We start from the raw sequence: 17347 nt of genomic DNA, 5'->3' as shown, positions 1-17347 counted from the left end.
GGTCTGACCACAGACTTTACGGGTTGTGGTCCGACCACACAAGCTATGCTGGCGCCATGCGTAATCACCAGGTCGTTTCTGCATGGCTCGAAGCAGAATTGGCGGCAGGGCGGCTCGGGATCGGTGCTCAACTCCCCGGCGAGCGGGCGATGGCCGGGCAACTGAAGATCTCGCGGACGTCGGTGAGGGAAGGCATCCGGGTGCTGGAGGCGCTGGGTGTGCTCAAGGCCGGGGTGGGCTCGGGACCTGCAGCGGGCACGTTCGTGACGGCGAATCCCGCTGCGGCGCTTGGCTCGACCCTTCGGCTGCACATTGCCAGCTCCCACTTGCCGGTGGCCGACATCGTGCAGACCAGGCTGCTGCTGGAGACATGGGCGGGCGCACACGCGAAGGGTGATGCGGCCTCCCTCGCAGCAGCGGAACACCTGCTCGACGACATGGACCGTCCCGGCCTGGGCGCACCGGAATTTCTTGCGCTCGACGCCCTTTTCCACGTTGCCCTTGCGGAAGCTGCAGGAAATATCCTGGTGGGCGCCATGATGGCTTCCCTGCGCGAATCCATCCAGTCCTATACGCAAGGACTTACAGCTGCACTGCCGGACTGGCAGTCCACCGCCGCGCGGCTGAGGAATGAGCACCGGGACATTCTGAAGGCAATTCAGGGGGGAAACGGGCAACAGGCCGCGGACCTCATCGGTCGTCATATCGAGGGTTTCTACCGGGAAGCAGGGTTCAGGGAATAGTCAGTGCGCTGAGCTTTCGCTTTTCGAGCTTCTCCCCTAGACTTCTAGCACCGGTCGAGAAGCAGGCCATGGAACCACAACGTGGAGTTAACCATGGAACAATTTCCCCAAGTACTTGACCGCGAGCAGGCCCACCCGGCCGAATCGATGCACCCCTTCGACTGGTCCCGGACGTCGAGTCCCACGGCCGCTACCCCCCGCACCGGGGAGGAACCACAGTTTCCCGCCGACCTCTCGGAGGTTTCGACGCGGCAACTGCGTACCCTGTGCAACCGCACTTATCAGCTGCTCGATACTGATTACCCGTCGATGGAAACCCGGGACCGCTATGAGGCCCTGGTCGAGGAGCTCGAGCTCCGCGAGTCCGCCGCTGAAGCGCCTGCCGAACCTGAAAGTACGCGGGAGAAGTTCCGTGACAACGCTTTGTTCTCGCGCTTCGAGCTGTACCGCAACGGTGTCATGGCCGGCTATGTGCAGTACGAGATGCGCGGCGGCGATGTCCTGCTCCTGCAGGCAGTCATCGATTCCCGATTCCGGCGTATGGGTCTTGAGCCCGTGCTCATGCAGGCCGTGCTGTTCAACGCCCACCGGCGCCGACTGGCCATCATGCCGTACTGCCCCGAGGCCCAGGACTTCCTGATGGCACACCCGCAGTTCCTGTCCCTTATTCCCACCAAGCAGCGCCGGCGTTTCAAGCTCCTGACTGCCGCCAGAGAAGCGGCGCAGCAGGAAGCCTGACACGCACGAACGGCTGCGGGAGGTCTTCCCGGCGGTAGTCAGCCGGGAAGACCCGTGACCCTCAACGTGATGTTGAGACGCCCGCGAAGTCCCAGGGCTGGATCTGCGGTTCCCGCTATGGTTTTCCGGACACCGTGATACGCAAATCGTGAAGCACCACCGAAGACGAACAGGTCCCCCGACTGCAACTGCAGATCCTGCCACGGCCGATTGCGGGTTTCGGTGTTCCCGAAGCGAAACAGGCACGAATCGCCGAGGCTGAGGGAGACCACTGGCGCACCAACACGTTCCTCCCTGTCCTGGTGCATCCCCATCTTTGCGGCAGCGTCGTAGAAGTTGATCAGCGCCGCGTCCGGTAAGTAGCCGGCCGCGTCGTCCGCCCCGAAAGCTTCAGCAATGGCATCCTGCCCGAGTCGCGTCAGCGAGTCCGGGAAGGGAGCCACCGGGGCTCCGCCGGCGTCATCGGCCGTCCTGCTGTATCGATAGGGTTGCCAGTGCCAGCCGAGGCAGACGGTCTTCACCGACATTCTGCCACCGTTCGGCAGAACCACCGAGCGCATCGGTACCCGACCCGTGGCCCATCCGCGGCATGCAGCAACCAGGTCGACCTGCTCCTGGAGCGTCAGCCAGTCGGGAACATGGACGGCGCCTGGTGCGGGCTCGCTCCGCTCCCGCGGCAGGAGTGAGGCGGAATGTTCCGTCATTGGTTTATATCCTCACGGGACGCTGCGGGGCTACAATCCGTTAGGGAAAAGTTGCGGTTCTCGGCGACCATTCAGGCTCCCGTCAGTGTCGTGTGGAACACCATGCTTGGGGAAGAAACCTACCGGAAGTGGACCGGGGACTTCCAGGAAGGGTCCCACTTTCTCGGCACGTGGGACGAAGGAGGTACCATCCGGTTCCTCGGGCCCAGTGAGGACGGTTCCTTCGAAGGTTTGGTCGGCACCGTGGCGGAGAACAAAAGGCATGAGTACATCTCGATCCGTTATCGGGGGCAGGTGGTGAACGGGGTCGATGACCTCACCAGCGAGGTGGCCCGACAGATCAGCGGTACCGAGGAGAACTACACCTTCACCGAATCGAACGGGGTCACCACTGTCGACATTGAGATGGACAGCACAGGGGATTTCGCCGCGATGCTCAGGGAAGCCTGGCCCTTGGCGCTCGAAAAGTTGAAAGAGCTTTCCGAGGCCCCCCGTTAGCCGTTCACCCGCGGTTCGAAACGTTTCCTCCTGTTGCTCGGGCGGAAGGTCAGCAGCAGGCGGTGCGCCGTGACCACGAGTGACAGCCAGGCGACCCCGAGCGTCCACGCGACCAGCACATCGGTCAGCCAGTGGTGTCCCAGGTACACCCGGCTGAGGCCCATGGTCAGGGCAAAGGCGATGGCGAGGCCGATGGTGAGCGCACGGGTGCGCTTGCGGTTCTGGCGGAGCACCAGCAGGTAGGCCACAATGCCTGCGATGACCAGGGCGTTCAGCGCATGGCCGCTCGGAAATGACGGCGATTGCTCGAACGGTGGAACGGCGAACTCAAGGGCGGGACGCAGCCGCCCGATGGCTTCCTTGCCGGCGATGGTCATCAGGAGGGATCCGAACGCTGCTGCCGGTAGCAGGATCACCGGCGTCCAGGATCTCCGCCGAACGGCAAGCAGGACCATCACGGAAGCCGCGAGCAGGGGCATGCCGATCGGCCCGCCCACGTGGGTGTACGCCGTGACCAGGCCGTTCAGCCACGGCTCCCGCAGCGCAATTGCGAGGTCGAGGGCAGGCTGGTCGAGGGCAGCGACACCGTTCGCTTCAACGACCGCTTCATAGACTTCGGCGGAAGCCGCTGTGAGTGCAGCGGCGAGGCCGCCTCCCACCGCGATGATGAGCAGAAGGACCCAGTGCGGCCCTATCCACGCCGCGAGCGGCCGGACGGTCCTTACCAGCCAGCGACCCGCCGGCGTGCTCCAGCGCCTGAGGTCCCGTGAGCCGATCCGGTGTTCTTCATGTGCGGGCATCCTTCGACTCTAGGGTGCCGGTTCTCCGTTCCGCACCTGCTTATTGCATGGCCAACGAGTCCGGCATCGGGGATAGGGTGTCGGCATGAGCAACCCCGGACTGGCCCGCGACCTGATCAGCGGAGTGCCCGTTTTCCCAGAATCCATGCCCGTCTTCGAACCTGCCGGTGCACCCGCCTCCCCCATTGATCTTTTCCTTGACTGGCTCACTGCCGCGGTGGACTCCGGGGTCCTCGCCCCGCACGCCGTCAACCTCGCCACCGTGGACGACGACGGCGCACCTGACGCCCGCGTGGTGATCCTGAAGGATGTCAGCGCGTCCGGGTGGTCGGTCGCGTCGAGCAGCGACAGCCCCAAGGGGCGCCAACTGGCCGCACGACCGGTGGCGGCGCTGACCTTTTTCTGGCCCGACTCCGGCCGCCAGGTTCGCGTACGCGGCACGGTGTCCCCGGCCGGCACCGAGGAGAATGACGCCGATTTCCAGCGGCGCCACCCGGCCGCCCGGGCGCTGGTGCTGGCTGGGCACCAGAGCGGGAGGATGCAGGACAGGGAGGAGCTCGACGCGGCCGTCGCCGACCAGTTGGAGCTGATCGACAGGCACGGGAGCCTCGGATCGCCGGATTGGACGGTGTTCACCGTTGCCCCGAACGCCGTCGAGTTTTGGCAGGCGGATCCGGAACGGCGCCATACCCGGCTGCTGTACACGCGGTTCGGCGACGGGTGGCGGACCGACCTGCTCTGGCCGTGAGGAGGTCGCGAAGGGTCAGTCGAAGAAGAGGATTCGGACAAGCGCGATGGTGCCGATGGTGAGGATCGTGACCCGGAGGACATTCGGCGACAGACGCCTGCCCACCCTGGCCCCGAACAGACCCCCGAGCGTGGCCCCGGCTGCGATAGCAGCGGTGACCCTCCAGTCGATGAATTCCCAGGCGAACACCATGAACGTGACGGCAGCGATGCCGTTCACCGCCGTGGTCAGGACATTCTTGACGGCATTGATTCTTTGCAGGCTCTCGAGCGTCATAACGCTCATGAGGCCGACGATGAGAATTCCCTGCGCCGCGCCGAAATAGCCGCCGTACACCCCGAGGACGAGGATTCCGAGGAGCAGGATGATCCGCGCTGGGGTGGAAGTACTGGTAGGCGACGGTGCCTCGCCTGCCTTCGCGGCAGCACGGCGCTGCACTGCAGGTGCGACGGTCACCATGACGAGCCCGATGACGATCAGGACGGGAACGATCGCCCGGAAGGCTTCGGGCGGGAGCACAAGGAGCAGGAGAGCGCCCGCAATGCCGCCGGCCGCGGACAGGGGCAGCAGGGTCAGCAGCAGTCGCTTGTTCGCGGCGATCTCGCGACGGTAGCCCCACGATCCCGTGATACCGCCGGCCACGAGGCCGACATTGTTCGAGATGTTCGCGACGATGGGTGGGTACCCGAACAGCAGCAGCACGGGGAAGGTCACGAGCGTGCCGGAGCCGACGACCACGTTGATCATGCCGGCCCAGAACCCCGCAAGGAATATCACGGCAAGTTCAATCAATTCAATTCCCCCTGGGTCGAGGCCCGGCCAGCGCGATATGCACGAGCGCGGTCGAAGCGACGTTGGCAGTGCCTGAAAAGGCAGTGCCCGAAAAGTCAGTGCCCGAAAACATCCGAATCGGTGATTTCTGCAGAACCCGTGTCGAGCGCAGAGATACTGCTCAGCTCCTGCTCCGACAGGTCGAAATCGAAGATATCGATGTTCTGGGCCAGCCGGTCGGGGTGGGCTGACTTGGGTATCGCCACGACGCCCTGTTGCACGTGCCAGCGGAGCACGATCTGGGCCGGCGACTTCCCGTGCTGCTCGGCCAGCGCGGTGACGGCCGGCTCCTCGAGAAGATTGCTGCCGGGGCCGAGGGGACTCCACGCCTCGGTCACGATGGAGTGCTGTGCGTGGAAGTCGCGGATGTCCCGCCGCGTGCGGCGGGGGTCGAGCTGGATCTGATTGACCTCGGGTACCACTCCGGCATCGATAACGCGCTGAAGGTGGGAGGCCTTGAAGTTCGAGGTTCCCACCGCCCGCACGAGTCCTTCCTCAAGCAGTGCGGCGATGCCCTGCACTGCCTCCACGTAACGGTCCTGGCCGGGATTGGGCCAGTGCACCAGCAGCAGGTCGATGTAGTCGACACCCAGCAGGCGGCTGCTGGTGCGGAAGGCCTGCCGCACGCCGTCGTGCCCGTGCCATTGGCTGTTGAACTTGGTGGTGAGAAACAGCTCGCTGCGGTCGATGCCGGAACGGTGGATTCCCTCACCCACACCCGCCTCGTTGTGATAGTTCTCGGCGGTGTCGATGAGGCGGTAACCGGCGTCGATTGCCGTGGCAACGGTGTCAGCTGCCTCGGCGTCGTTCAGCGGCCAGGTTCCCAACCCGAGCAGGGGAAGGTCGGCGCCGTTGCGCAGGTGGACGGTGGGTACGGATACCAGGGTCATGAGGCTCCTGTGGTGGTTGGGGGGAGGGGGTCAAAGGGCTCGGGCCAGGCGGCTGCGGAGTTCACTCACCGCATCGCCGGAAATGGAGCTGGAGGGCAGGGTGCCCCGTCCCCAGAGCCAGAGGAGGACTTCCTGCGGAGCCCCTCGAACAGTTGAGGCCGCGGTATCCGGTGCGGCGCTGTCGGCTGCGCCGCCCTCGGCTACCGGCGTCCGGTCGAGCCGCGCGGCGGCCTGCTCGAGGGATACCGACCAGGAGCGGCCCGCGCTTTCCACCAGGACGACGGCGCCGCTGGCCGCGGGGTCGGCGCGGCCGCGCCCCAGCATCACCGAGAGCACCTCGTCGATGCCGTCCACCGCGAGGTCCGCATCGAACGCGGTTGTCGGCCCGCCGCCTGCGAGTTCGAGGTCGTACCGGTGCATGGCGGTCTCATGGGTGAGGCGCCTCACCCAGAAGCCGACCGTCTGGTCGCCCGGCACCCAACTCTCCGCCGCGTCGTCGGGATCATGTGCGTCGAACTGCGCGATCAGGCGTTCGTAGCAATGCCAGAGGAGCGCCCCGGGCGGCATGCTGCCGATGCCGACGGGCGGCCACCCCTTCCCGGGCCTCGATCCGGTGCGGATCGTCTCGGCCTTCTGGAGGTAGACGATGGCGGTGTGCCGCACGAGGTCCTCACCGCTCCACCCGGGGCAGGATGGCACGGGTACCGCGAGGGTTCCGTCGATCAAAGCGGCCAGCGCCTCGAATTCCGAGGACAACAACTCCCGATAACGGCCGAAGGACAGGGCGTACGGATAGGGCTGTCTCATTCCCCGAGTCTAAACACTGCCTCGCGCGACGCCGCCATGTTACCGACTAGTAATATGTGCAGATGCATCTCATCTTCCGCACTCTGCTCCAACTCCTCCGCTCGGGACGGCGCCCGGACCTCAGTATCTGGGGGAACTCATCGATATCGCTGCGCGTCCTTCTGACGGACATCGATATCGCGCTGCACCTGAACAACGGCATGTACCTGTCCGTGATGGATCTGGGCCGATTCGACCTGATGGTCCGCAGCGGCGTCTGGAAGATGATGCGCAGCAAGGGGTGGAGCCCAGTGGCGGCGGGGGAGACGATCAGCTTCCGGAAGTCGCTCCAGCTCGGCCAGCGGTACACCGTGGAGACGCGCATCATCGGCCTGGACGAACGGGCCGTCTATTTCGAGCAGCGGACGGTGAGCGGCGGTGAGATCTATGCGCGCGCGGTCATTGCCACCCGCCTTGTCTCCAGGAGCGGTCCGGTGAGCAATGAGGAGATCATCGCCGCATTCGGAGCGCCGCCGGCGGACCTGGTTCTTCCCGGCTGGATCCACGAGTGGCGTGTCAACAATTCACTACCCAGCACCCGCAGGCCGGCTCCACACGGCTGGTAGTGACTGGCTCCCCGAGAACCCCGGTTACGCGGACTTGCCGGCCTTCCGTGCGCGCACCAGCTTCTGGATGAGGTACAGCGCGAGTCCCAGGGCCAGCAGAATGGCGGTACGAAGCCAGATCTCCCCACCCTGCTGGGTGAGGAGGAGGACGCAGGAAGCGACGGCAAGGACGGGGACCACTGCAGGGATGCGGAAGTGCTGGTGCTGCACCTGATCGCGGCGCAGCACGAGGACTGCAATGTTGGTGCTCAGGAAGACGAAAAGGAGAAGAAGCACCACCGTCTGCGCCAGTGAGGCGAGGTCTCCCGAGAGTGTCAGGATCATGGCGACCGCCGTCGTCGCAACGATTGCGACCCAGGGTGTCCGGCGGTTCGGGAGGACTTTCCCGAAGATGGAAGGAAAAAGCCCCTGCTCGGCCATTCCGAAGGTGATGCGGCTCGCCATGATCAGCGTCAGGAGCGCGCCGTTCGCCACCGCGACCAGGGCGATCAGGCCGAAGAGCCACGGCGGGACGCCGGCCCCGGTCGCTGCCACGACGTCGAGCAGCGGGGACGTCGACCCTGCCAGCTCCTCGGCCGGCAGAGCCGCCGAAGACGCCAGGCCGATCAGCAGGTACACGACGCCGGCCGTCAGGAGGGCGCCGAAGAGTGCGCGGGGGTACACGCGGCTCACGTCCCGGACTTCCTCCGCCACGTTGGCGGACACCTCGAACCCGACGAAGGAGTAGTAGGCGATCAGTGATGCGCCGAGAATAGCGGAGGCGGGACTCACCCCGACAGGAAACTCGGTGACGCGGGAGACATCGCCGTTGCCTCCGGCGAGGAAGAAGCCCACGACCACGATCACCAGGATGAGCCCTGACACCTCGATGACGGTCATCACCACGTTGCTGTGCACCGACTCCTTGATGCCGCGGGCGTTGAGGAGGGCAATCAGGAGGAGGAACACGAGGGCTGCGGGTGCCGCAGGCACGTCGATGAACGCGCTGAGGTAGTCGCCGGTGAAGGCCAGGGCGAGGCCTGCGGCGCTGGTGACACCGGCCGCGAGCATACAGAATCCGACGAGGAAGGAGAGGAAGGGCTTCCGGAAGGCCCGTTCGGCGAAGACCGCCGCACCGCCGGCCTTCGGGTACTTCGTCACCAGCTCGGCGTAGGATCCGGCGGTCAGCAGTGCCAGGACCAGCGCCACCATCAGGGGTACCCACAGCGCGCCGCCCACCTCGGCCGAGATGACGCCCACCAGTGCATAGACCCCGGCACCCAGCACATCGCCGAGGATGAACAGGAAGAGCAGCGGACCGGTGATGCCGCGCTTCAGCTTTGTGTCCGGGGATTGCTCGGTGGTCGCCATTCGAGAAGTCTAGGCGAAATCCACTAAGCAGGCTGAGGAAAAGCTCCTAGCACATTGCCGCCCACCGCGTCAGAACTACCGTCCGGCGTTGCGAGTTCCCACTCGGTTGTGATGCACCGCATAATTGCCCTCATGAACCATGGCTCGGGGGCAGCCATCCATGCTGCAACGAACAAGGAGTTTCCATGAGTTGGCTCGACCGGGACCACACCATCGCACCGCCAGGATTCAACCGCTGGCTGATCCCGCCTGCCGCGCTCGCGGTGCATCTGTGCATCGGCCAGGCGTACGCCACAAGCGTCTACAAGACCGCACTGGTGCAGCACTTTGACGCCAGCCTGACGCAGATCGGTGTCATCTTCTCCATTGCCATCGTGATGCTGGGGCTGTCCGCCGCCGTCATGGGCACCTGGGTGGACAAGAACGGCCCACGGAAAGCGATGGCCACGTCCGCGCTGTTCTGGACCTCCGGCTTCGTGGTGGGTGCCATCGGCATCTTCACCGACCAGCTGTGGCTGGTCTACCTGGGGTATGGCTTCATTGGCGGAATCGGCCTGGGAATCGGCTACATCTCGCCGGTCTCCACCCTCATCAAGTGGTTCCCGGACCGTCCGGGACTCGCCACGGGCATGGCCATCATGGGATTCGGCGGCGGAGCGCTGATCGCGAGCCCGCTGTCCACGCAGCTGCTGCGCTTCTACGACCCGAACTCCAGCGCCGAGGGCTGGGTGGCCAGCGGCGATTCGGTCGCCAAGCTCTTCCTCACACTCGCTGCGGTGTACCTGGTCTACATGCTGTTCGGGGCCTTCACCATCAAGGTGCCCGCTGCTGACTGGAAGCCCGACGGCTTCGACCCGGCGAGCCTCAAATCCAAGCCCCTCGTCACATCGGACAACGTGTCGGCGAAAAACGCCATCAAGACCAAGCAGTTCTGGCTCGTGTGGATCGTCCTCTTCTGCAACGTCACCGCAGGCATCGGCATCCTTGAGCAGGCCTCCCCGATGATCCAGGACTTCTTCCGCGGCGCCGACGGCTCCACTGCGGTCACCGTCGCCGTCGCCGGCGGCTTCGTCGGGCTGCTGTCGATCGCCAATATGGGAGGCCGCTTCGTCTGGTCGTCCACGTCGGACATCATCGGCCGCAAGCGCATCTACATGGTCTACCTGGGCGTGGGCGCGGTGCTGTACTCGATCCTGGCGCTGTTCGGCGCGAGCACCACCCTGCTGTTCGTCTTCCTGGCGTTCTTCATCATCTCCTTCTACGGGGGCGGCTTCGCCACCGTTCCGGCCTACCTGAGGGATCTTTTCGGCACCTATCAGGTGGGCGCCATCCATGGGCGTCTCCTGACCGCGTGGTCCGCGGCAGGCATCGCCGGACCCCTGATCATCAACGGCTTCCTCGACGCGCAGGGCACGCCCGGCGAGTTGACGGCCGCCGCCTACCAGCCGGCCCTCCTCACCATGGTGGGGTTGCTGATCATCGGGTTCATCGCCAACCTGCTGGTGAAGCCTGTCAACTCCAAGTTCCATGAACCCGTCAACAGCGCACGCAAAGAACCAGCACGTGGAGGTACCAAATGACCGGAGCACGAATCGCATTCGTCTGGGCACTCGTGGGAGTGCCCCTCGCCTACGGCGTCTTCCAGACGCTGACCAGGGCCTCGGCCCTCTTCGGGGGGTAGTTTCCGAAGAGCGGCAGGACGACGGCGGCGGGACAGGTTCCACACCAGTCCCGCCGTCGGCATACCTGCCCCGCTGTCGGCGCCGCCGCCACACCTGCCGCACCTGCCCTGCCGCCACACCTGCCCGCCGCCACACCTGCCCCGCCGTCGGGGACGTCGTGAAAAAGTGGAGTACCGAGCGGGCGCCGCCTACATTGGAGGAATGGCTGATTCCACCGTAAGCACGCCCACCGCCCTCCAGCGGCTCGCCGAGGCACACCGGGTGGGCACCACCTTTCTGGGGTGGGACGGCGCACCGAAGCAGGTCGAGGAACACACCCTCGTGGCGGTACTGACCGCCCTGGACGTGCCCGCGGGCACTGATCGGGACATCGAGCGATCCCTCGCCGAGCTGGACGCCGCTCCGTGGCGCAGGTTGCTGCCGCGCGTCGTCGTCGTCCGGGAAAGCCGGCTCGGCCCTATTCCCGTGCACGCACCCGCCGGTGCCGAGGTGCGCGTCTGGGCTACTGGCGAGGACGGCATCCACTACAGCGGCACCGTCGATCCGGAGCCTATTGCGGAGCGCGAGGTCGACGGCGAGAAGCGTTCCAGCCTCTCCGCGGTGCTCCCTCACGCGCTGCCACTGGGCTGGCATACCCTTCACGCTGAGGTTGACGGGCTCCAGGAGCAGTGTTCCCTAGTGATCACCCCCGACTGCCTCTCGACCACGCAGCGACTCCTCGACACACGATCCTGGGGGCTCATGGCGCAGCTGTATTCGGTGCGGTCGTCGCGGTCCTGGGGAATCGGCGACCTTGGTGATCTCGGTGCCCTTGCGCAGGTCGCCGCCGAAAAGGGCGCAGGCTTCGTGCTGGTCAATCCGCTGCACGCCGCGGAACCGGTACCGCCCGTCGAACCTTCGCCCTACCTGCCCACCACACGGCGCTTCTTCCATCCCATGTACCTGCGGGTCGAGGATATCCCGGAGTATGCACGCCTCGACGGCGCCGCACGGGTGCGCATCGACGAGCTTGCCGGCCGCTTCGCGCAGGCGAACAGCAGCGCGGACCTGCTGGACCGGGATGCGTCCTTCGCGGCAAAACTCGAGGCGCTCGAGCTGATTTTCCAGGTCGAGCGTCCTTCGCAGCGGCATAGCGATTTCGAGGAGTTCCTCGTGCACCAGGGCCAGGGGCTGAAGGACTTCGCGCTGTGGTCGGCCCTCGCGGAGACGTACGCTCCTGGCGGGCCCGAGTGGGCGAAGGTAGGGAGGCCGGGCAGTGCGGAGGCGTTGGCGCAGACCGAGCGACTGGCATCCCGCATCGAATTCCACGAGTGGCTCCAGTGGCTGTGTGACGAGCAGTTGCAGGAGGCCCAACTCGAGGCCACCGACAGCGGGATGGGCATCGGCATCATGCACGACCTCGCGGTGGGCGTCCACCCGAGCGGAGCCGACGCCTGGACCCTGCAGGACGTGCTGGCCTCCGGGATCAGCGTTGGCGCGCCGCCGGACATGTTCAACCAGCACGGTCAGGACTGGAGCCAGCCCCCGTGGCATCCCGAACGGCTGGCCGAATCCGGCTACCAGGCATTCCGGGACATGCTGCGCAACATTCTCCGGCATGCGGGAGGTATCCGGATCGACCACATCCTCGGTCTCTTCCGGCTGTGGTGGATTCCGCAGGGGTCGGCGCCCGGGGGCGGCGCCTACGTGTACTACGACCATGAGGCGCTCATTGGAATCCTCGCACTGGAGGCGGAGCGCGCGGGCGCCGTCGTCGTCGGCGAGGACCTTGGCGTCTTCGAACCCGGTGTGCAGGAGTACCTGGCGGAGCGCGGTATTTTCGGTACCTCGATCCTGTGGTTCGAGCAGGACGACGACGGCCCCATCGTTCCCGAGAAGTACCGGCAGGGCTGCCTGACCACAGTGACCACGCATGATCTCCCGCCGTCGGCCGGCTACCTCGCGGGCGAGCATGTAGCGCTGCGGGAGAAACTCGGGCTGCTCAGCCGGCCGGTCGAGGTGGAGCGGGAGGAGGACCGCGCCGTGCAGGAAACCTTCCTGTCCCTGCTGCGTAAGCGGAATCTGCTGCCCGCGGAGGGAACGGCGTCGGTGCAGCAGACGGTCGAGGCACTGCACGCGCTGATTGCGCAGTCGCCGTCGGTGCTCCTTGGTGTGGCGCTGGCCGATGCCGTGGGGGAACGCCGGACGCAGAACCAGCCGGGCACCAGCGACGAGTACCCCAACTGGCGGATTCCGCTGGCCGACGCTGACGGCAGGGCCGTTTTGATCGACGAGTTACGGGAAAATGTACGCTTTACCTCGCTGGTGACGGTTCTGGGGGATGCGGACGGTGCCGGCGCTGCGGGCAGCAAGGGGTAACGCCGCGTCAAGTGACTCCGCACGAGACAGAGCGAGCTGACCGGCTATTCTTCGCCGTAGTCAGATAGGAGCATGATCAATGGGGCAGCGAACCGGTTCGACGTCGTCGTGGTCGGCGGTGGAGTGGCTGGTCTCAGCGCGGCCCTGGTACTGGCGACCGGGCTGAGGGACATCCTGCCGGACGTCGACGGCGCGCGTGAAGCCTGGGGCAAGGGACTGCTGCAGTGCCCCTATTGCCATGGCTGGGAGGTGCGCGACCGCGAACTCGGCGTCCTCGCAACCGGGGAGACATCGCTGCAGCAGGCAGTGCTGTTGCGGCAGTGGTCCGCGAAGGTCACGCTGTTCACCCACACTCTGGGGGCCGTCCCGCCGGAGGATTCGCTCACGCTCTCAGCGCGGGGTGTGCGGCTGGTCGACGGGGAAGTCCGACGCCTTGTTCCCGGTGCTGCCGGCCTCGACTTCGTTGAGCTTGCCGATGGGACTGCTGTGGATTGCGCGGCGCTGTTCTGCGAGCCGCTGGCAGACGTCGATTCGCCGCTGATCTCGGCTCTCGGCTGCGAGTTCCGTGAGGACGGCTGCGTTGCGACCGACGATCCTGGCCGGACCAGCGCCGACCGCGTATGGGCCGTAGGCAATGTGGCGGATCCGAGTGCGCAACTGGTGTCCGCGGCGGGGGATGCCTACCGAACCGCCGTGTCGGTGAATGCGATCCTTGCTTTCGAGGATGCCGAGGCCGAAAAGGCATCTATCTAGGGGGACTGCGGTTCGATGAGCCTGTGACCCGTGACCTGCGTCGGGTGGCCGCGTCCGGCGGCCTGCCTCAGCTGACCGCTTGCTGCATCATAGGCACTCGAACCCGGCGCAGCCTCCACTTGCTTCTTCGACAGTTGCATCGACATGGTCGACACGGCCGGGTGAATCTCCCGACCGGATGCGTCGCAGGAGTTCGTTGAGGCCCGACGTCAGGCCCTCCGCCACCAGAGCGACCGACCCGTCGGCATTGTTGGTGGCGGAACCGGTCAGGCCGAGTTCCTCGGCCTGACCGCGGGCCCAATAACGGAACCCCACCGCCTGCACCTCGCCCATGATGGTGGCGGTGAGGCGCTGCGTTTCGGCAGCCAACGCGGTGTCCTGCAGTTCCGGTACTCCAGAGTCCTACAGAGGCGGGCGGGTCTCGTCGTCCTGGTTCAGGAAGGGCGTGATGTCGACCTGCTCCGGGCTGCCTCCAGCAGGCCCCGTCGTTCCTTCGCCTGTGCCGGTGGACGTCACCACCGGCACCGTGGGCTTCCCGGAGCCCGATCCGTTACCGGACGAATCCGACGACTTGTCGCGCTTCAGAACGCCGCCGAGCTTCTCCTGCACGGCCGGCGCCTTGGTCTTGACTGTCTCGGTGGTACTCGAGAGTGTCTCCTGGACCTTGGGGTTGTTCCACAGCTCAGTGGCCTTCGCCTTGATCTTCTCGTAGCTACCCCGGCCCGCACGGGTGCCGAGGACATAACCGGCGGCCATGCCGGCGGTGAATACAAGCTTGTTCTTCATGGGGATGCTCCATTATTCTCGAGGATGTGTTCCTTCGAATCTAGTCCACCGGCTGGGCGTGCGCGAGGGGGACATCGAACGGACTCACCCCTCCAGTGCGCAGAAATGACGGCCCGCCGGCGGATTTCACGTCATTCCTGCGCACTCGATTCAGGATGCGACGCAGCCCCCAAGAGCTATCTGTCCATCAATTGCCCGGATGGCCTTCTGGACGCTACCCAGCTTGTTCTCGAGATCCTTCACGATGACCCGCTGTGCCGTGATCGCGTCCTTGTTCTGCTTCTTCTGCGCCTCGAGGTTGCGGAGCGCGGTTTGCGCATCGGTGACCTGCTTGTCGAACGTCGTCAGCTGGCTCTGCAGGTTCTTCATCTGCGTTTCCGCTGCAGTGATCTCATCGACGAGGCCATCGAGCTGGGCCAGAAGTGGCGCAACGCGTGCCTGCACCGCAAGCACCTCGCGCTCCTTGACGGTGATCTGGGAGTTGAGCCCGGCAAGCTGGATGACCAGTCCATCGAGCTGCGTGTTCAGGGTTGATACTTCGCCCTGCTTGGCGGCCACTGCCACATCGGCTTCCTGCACCGCGGACCGAAGGTCGGGAAGCGCGCCGTTCAGTTCCGTGACCTCGGCCTTCTTGGTATCGACGGCCGCGGTGGCGACCACGAGGTCCTCGTTGGCGTCAACGAGGTCGGATTGCAGTCCGTCGAGGACGATCCGCTGCGCAGTGATGGCTTCCCCTGCCTCAGCCACGCCCTCGGTCAGCGTCGGCAGCTCAGCCTCCAGATCGGCGACCAACTTTTCCTGGTCCACCACTGCACTGTTGGCGGTGGCAGCCGCTGTGCGCAGCACGGACAGCTGATCCTGCAGGGTGGTGAGTTCGCCCTGCTTCGAGGAAACGGCGCTATTGGCGGCGGTCACCGCGGCAGACAGGGAGGGAAGCGCGTTCTTCAGGATGGCGATCTCGCCCTCCTTGGTGGCGACCGTGGCGTTGGCGGTAGTCAGCGTCGCCTGCAACGGCGCGGCCTGCTGCTGCAGGGCACTGCTTTCCTGCTGCTTCTTCGACAGGTCAGCGCTCAGGGTGGTGACGGCGGCCTGGAGTGTAACGAGGTCACCCTGAAGTCCCTTGATCTTGGTGGTTTTGTCGGTGATTTGGGGGTCGATTGCCTTCAGTTCAGTCTGCAGCACTACGATCAGAGCTGCCCTCGCCTCCCTGGTCTCCCTATTCCCGCCGTTCATCCCCTGCAGTCTGGTTATCTCACCCGGGAGGAACGTCTTGCGGGCCTGAAGCGTGGCCAACTCACTCTCGGCTGTCGTGAGCGCAGACTGCTTTGCCGTGATGTCCGCGTTCGCAGTAGCAATCCGCGCCTGCAAAGCGGTAACCTCGGCGTTCACCGCGGTCAGGGCCGCGGTATTGGCCGCGGACGCGTCGGCTGCCTTGACCGCGTCGGCCTGCAGGCCCGTCAGGGCGCGCTGCGCCGTCGTGATTTCCGCATTCTTCCCCGCCAGGGCTTCCTCGGCTTCGACGACGTCGCCTTGCAGGGCTTCCAGCTCACCCTGCGCTGTCACTATCTGGGCTTCTTTGGCGGTAACCGCGGCACCAGCGGCCGCTGCGCTCTCCTGCAGCGGCGTGAGTGCCGTTTTCGCCGCAGTTACAACCGCGTTCTGGGCGTCGAGCTCCGCCTGCGCCGCGGTGCCACTGGTCACAAGTCGCTGCAGTTCGGTGTCGGCGTCAGCGACCGCCTGGGTGGCTCCGGCCACCGCGTCCTCGGCGCCCTGTGCGTCGGCGACGAGTGCCGCGAGTTCACCCTCGGCAACGGTAATCTGGCTGTTCTTCGCGGTCAGGTTGTCGGCGGCCTTCGTCGCGGCGGACTGAAGCGTGGTCAAGGCGTCGGTAGCGGCGCTGATCTGGGCGTTCTTGTCCGCGATTCCGGTCGTCGCGGTGGCGACCTGCTCACTCAGCTGGGCGGAAGCGGCCTGAAGGTCGGCGAGCTCCTTCTGAAGCGGTGCGAGCTCAGCAGTAACCGACTCCTGATCGGCCTTCAGGGCGGCAAGCGCGTCCTTCGCGCCGTCGACCGCTATGACAGTGGCGGCCTGCTGGCTGATGACTGAGGCGAGGTCCTCGGTGGCGGTCTTGATCGCGGCGTCGAGCTGCACAGCTTCCGCCTCGAGAGTCACAATCGTCTTGGTTGCCTCGGCAATCTTCGCCGAGATGCTGTCCGCTTCACCCTGAAGCGCCGCACGCTCACCCTGGAGCTGGGTGATGACCACGGCATTCTTTCGCGCAGCCGCCTTCAGGAGATTTTCCTGCACCATTCCGCGGTGAGCCATTTGATTGACAACACCGTTGCAGATGCCGGTGGCCGGGCCGGATTCCGCCGAAGCCGGTGCGGCAACAACGAGCATGCCAGTCAGGATGCCGGGAAGGATGACGGCGGTCGCAAGGCGGCGGGTGAACACGGTTTTCGAGGCAATGGGGCGCAATGAGACTCCTGAGAAGGTTGCGACGAAGGATTCGATCGACACCACAAGCTAGGGGAGTACAAGACGCGATGGCACAGTAGCGCCTACGTGTATTTTTCGGCCAACTACTTGCTTTTGCAGGTTATGAAGTCAGGACGGCGGGTAGAGGCCCATCGAGTGTACAGAAATGACGACTTTTCGGTGTTCCCGGCGTCATTGCTGCACACTCGATTCAGGACAGGCACGACGACGCTGTCAGCACGGCCGGTAGGTCTTCCCGCCCGGCGCGTAGCAGCGGGGCCCGGTGTACCCGGGGTAGGGGTCAGCCGCGGGCGGCGGTGCAGGGGCGACGTAGGGCGCGGGAGCCGGCGGGGTGTAGGGCGGCGGCGCAGGGGCAATAGGGCGCGGGCGGCGGCGGGATGTAGAGCGCGGGCGGCGGCGGGAGGTTCGCGATCCGGTCCCGTTCAGCGGTCGCAGCTGCTTCGACAGCTGCGGCAGCGTTTGCCGCAACGCGGTCGGCCTCGACGCGCAGGTCGGCTTCCCGTTGCACCCTTTCGGCTTCGATGGCTGCCGCCGCAGCCTCAGCCTCAGCGGCGG

17 protein-coding genes and 1 pseudogene are annotated in these 17347 nt (G+C 65.6%); 8 read left to right on the top strand and 10 right to left on the bottom strand.

Annotated features, from left to right (window positions below; genetic code table 11):
- Nucleotides 1–56: 56 nt before the first annotated feature.
- Entirely contained in the window at nucleotides 57–743 is a 687-nt protein-coding gene (locus Y704_RS0105815; RefSeq protein ID WP_026549418.1) for a FadR/GntR family transcriptional regulator, read from the top strand.
- A 93-nt stretch (nucleotides 744–836) separates the two neighbouring features.
- A complete protein-coding gene (locus tag Y704_RS0105810; protein WP_026549417.1) occupies nucleotides 837–1481 on the top strand; it encodes a GNAT family N-acetyltransferase in 645 nt (214 codons plus the stop codon).
- Nucleotides 1482–1519: 38 nt separating this feature from the next.
- Here the strand turns inward: Y704_RS0105810 and Y704_RS0105805 are convergent, their stop codons facing one another.
- A complete protein-coding gene (locus Y704_RS0105805) occupies nucleotides 1520–2185 on the bottom strand; it encodes an alpha-ketoglutarate-dependent dioxygenase AlkB family protein (protein WP_026549416.1) in 666 nt (221 codons plus the stop codon).
- Between Y704_RS0105805 and Y704_RS0105800 the strand changes: the two genes are divergently transcribed.
- Entirely contained in the window at nucleotides 2174–2683 is a 510-nt protein-coding gene (locus Y704_RS0105800; protein WP_081747430.1) for an SRPBCC family protein, read from the top strand. The genes Y704_RS0105805 and Y704_RS0105800 overlap by 12 nt on opposite strands.
- Here the strand turns inward: Y704_RS0105800 and Y704_RS0105795 are convergent.
- A complete protein-coding gene (locus tag Y704_RS0105795; RefSeq protein WP_026549414.1) occupies nucleotides 2680–3483 on the bottom strand; it encodes a phosphatase PAP2 family protein in 804 nt (267 codons plus the stop codon). The two genes, Y704_RS0105800 and Y704_RS0105795, sit on opposite strands and share 4 nt — an antisense overlap.
- A gap of 85 nt (nucleotides 3484–3568) precedes the next feature.
- On the opposite strand from Y704_RS0105795, the gene Y704_RS0105790 reads away from it, so the two are divergent.
- Nucleotides 3569–4231 carry a pyridoxine/pyridoxamine 5'-phosphate oxidase gene (locus Y704_RS0105790; protein WP_026549413.1) on the top strand — a complete coding sequence of 221 codons (663 nt, stop codon included), beginning with the start codon at nucleotides 3569–3571 and terminating at the stop codon, nucleotides 4229–4231.
- A 15-nt stretch (nucleotides 4232–4246) separates the two neighbouring features.
- Here the strand turns inward: Y704_RS0105790 and Y704_RS0105785 are convergent, their stop codons facing one another.
- The 3 genes from Y704_RS0105785 to Y704_RS19285 all read right to left on the bottom strand — a co-directional run bounded on the left by Y704_RS0105785 (nucleotide 4247) and on the right by Y704_RS19285 (nucleotide 6759).
- Nucleotides 4247–5023, bottom strand: a complete 777-nt coding sequence (locus tag Y704_RS0105785; RefSeq protein WP_343212816.1) for a sulfite exporter TauE/SafE family protein — start codon at nucleotides 5021–5023, stop codon at nucleotides 4247–4249.
- Between the two features lie 95 nt (nucleotides 5024–5118).
- On the bottom strand, nucleotides 5119–5952 hold the full coding sequence (locus Y704_RS0105780) for an aldo/keto reductase (RefSeq protein WP_026549411.1): 834 nt from the start codon (nucleotides 5950–5952) through the stop codon (nucleotides 5119–5121).
- A 30-nt stretch (nucleotides 5953–5982) separates the two neighbouring features.
- On the bottom strand, nucleotides 5983–6759 hold the full coding sequence (locus Y704_RS19285; RefSeq protein ID WP_051476739.1) for a maleylpyruvate isomerase family mycothiol-dependent enzyme: 777 nt from the start codon (nucleotides 6757–6759) through the stop codon (nucleotides 5983–5985).
- A 62-nt stretch (nucleotides 6760–6821) separates the two neighbouring features.
- Here Y704_RS19285 and Y704_RS0105770 point away from each other — a divergent pair, with 62 nt between their 5' ends.
- A complete protein-coding gene (locus Y704_RS0105770) occupies nucleotides 6822–7364 on the top strand; it encodes a thioesterase family protein (protein WP_026549410.1) in 543 nt (180 codons plus the stop codon).
- 24 nt (nucleotides 7365–7388) lie between these two features.
- Here Y704_RS0105770 and Y704_RS0105765 read toward each other — a convergent pair whose 3' ends face one another.
- Entirely contained in the window at nucleotides 7389–8714 is a 1326-nt protein-coding gene (locus Y704_RS0105765; RefSeq protein ID WP_026549409.1) for an APC family permease, read from the bottom strand.
- Nucleotides 8715–8899: 185 nt separating this feature from the next.
- On the opposite strand from Y704_RS0105765, the gene Y704_RS0105760 reads away from it, so the two are divergent.
- From Y704_RS0105760 to Y704_RS19280, 3 genes are all read left to right on the top strand, one after another.
- On the top strand, nucleotides 8900–10294 hold the full coding sequence (locus Y704_RS0105760; RefSeq protein ID WP_026549408.1) for an OFA family MFS transporter: 1395 nt from the start codon (nucleotides 8900–8902) through the stop codon (nucleotides 10292–10294).
- 303 nt (nucleotides 10295–10597) lie between these two features.
- Nucleotides 10598–12754 (top strand): 4-alpha-glucanotransferase, encoded by a 2157-nt coding sequence (gene malQ / locus Y704_RS0105750; RefSeq protein ID WP_026549407.1) that lies wholly within the window; start codon nucleotides 10598–10600, stop codon nucleotides 12752–12754.
- A gap of 72 nt (nucleotides 12755–12826) precedes the next feature.
- Complete coding sequence (locus tag Y704_RS19280; protein ID WP_051476738.1) at nucleotides 12827–13507, top strand: NAD(P)/FAD-dependent oxidoreductase; 681 nt, start codon at nucleotides 12827–12829, stop codon at nucleotides 13505–13507.
- Between the two features lie 87 nt (nucleotides 13508–13594).
- Here the strand turns inward: Y704_RS19280 and Y704_RS19275 are convergent, their stop codons facing one another.
- From Y704_RS19275 to Y704_RS24380, 4 genes and pseudogenes are all read right to left on the bottom strand, one after another.
- Nucleotides 13595–13876 (bottom strand): acylphosphatase, encoded by a 282-nt coding sequence (locus tag Y704_RS19275; RefSeq protein ID WP_081747429.1) that lies wholly within the window; start codon nucleotides 13874–13876, stop codon nucleotides 13595–13597.
- Nucleotides 13877–13909: 33 nt separating this feature from the next.
- Entirely contained in the window at nucleotides 13910–14293 is a 384-nt protein-coding gene (locus Y704_RS19270; RefSeq protein ID WP_051476737.1) for a hypothetical protein, read from the bottom strand.
- A gap of 150 nt (nucleotides 14294–14443) precedes the next feature.
- Entirely contained in the window at nucleotides 14444–16813 is a 2370-nt protein-coding gene (locus tag Y704_RS0105730) for a coiled-coil domain-containing protein (RefSeq protein ID WP_253904240.1), read from the bottom strand.
- 259 nt (nucleotides 16814–17072) lie between these two features.
- Nucleotides 17073–17347: pseudogene (locus tag Y704_RS24380) on the bottom strand (hypothetical protein); the annotation flags it as partial.

This window comes from Arthrobacter sp. Br18 (assembly GCF_000520555.1).
Classification (GTDB): Bacteria; Actinomycetota; Actinomycetes; order Actinomycetales; family Micrococcaceae; genus Arthrobacter_D.
Note: the sequence above shows the minus strand (reverse complement) of the source record. Positions and strands in the feature narration are given on the sequence as shown.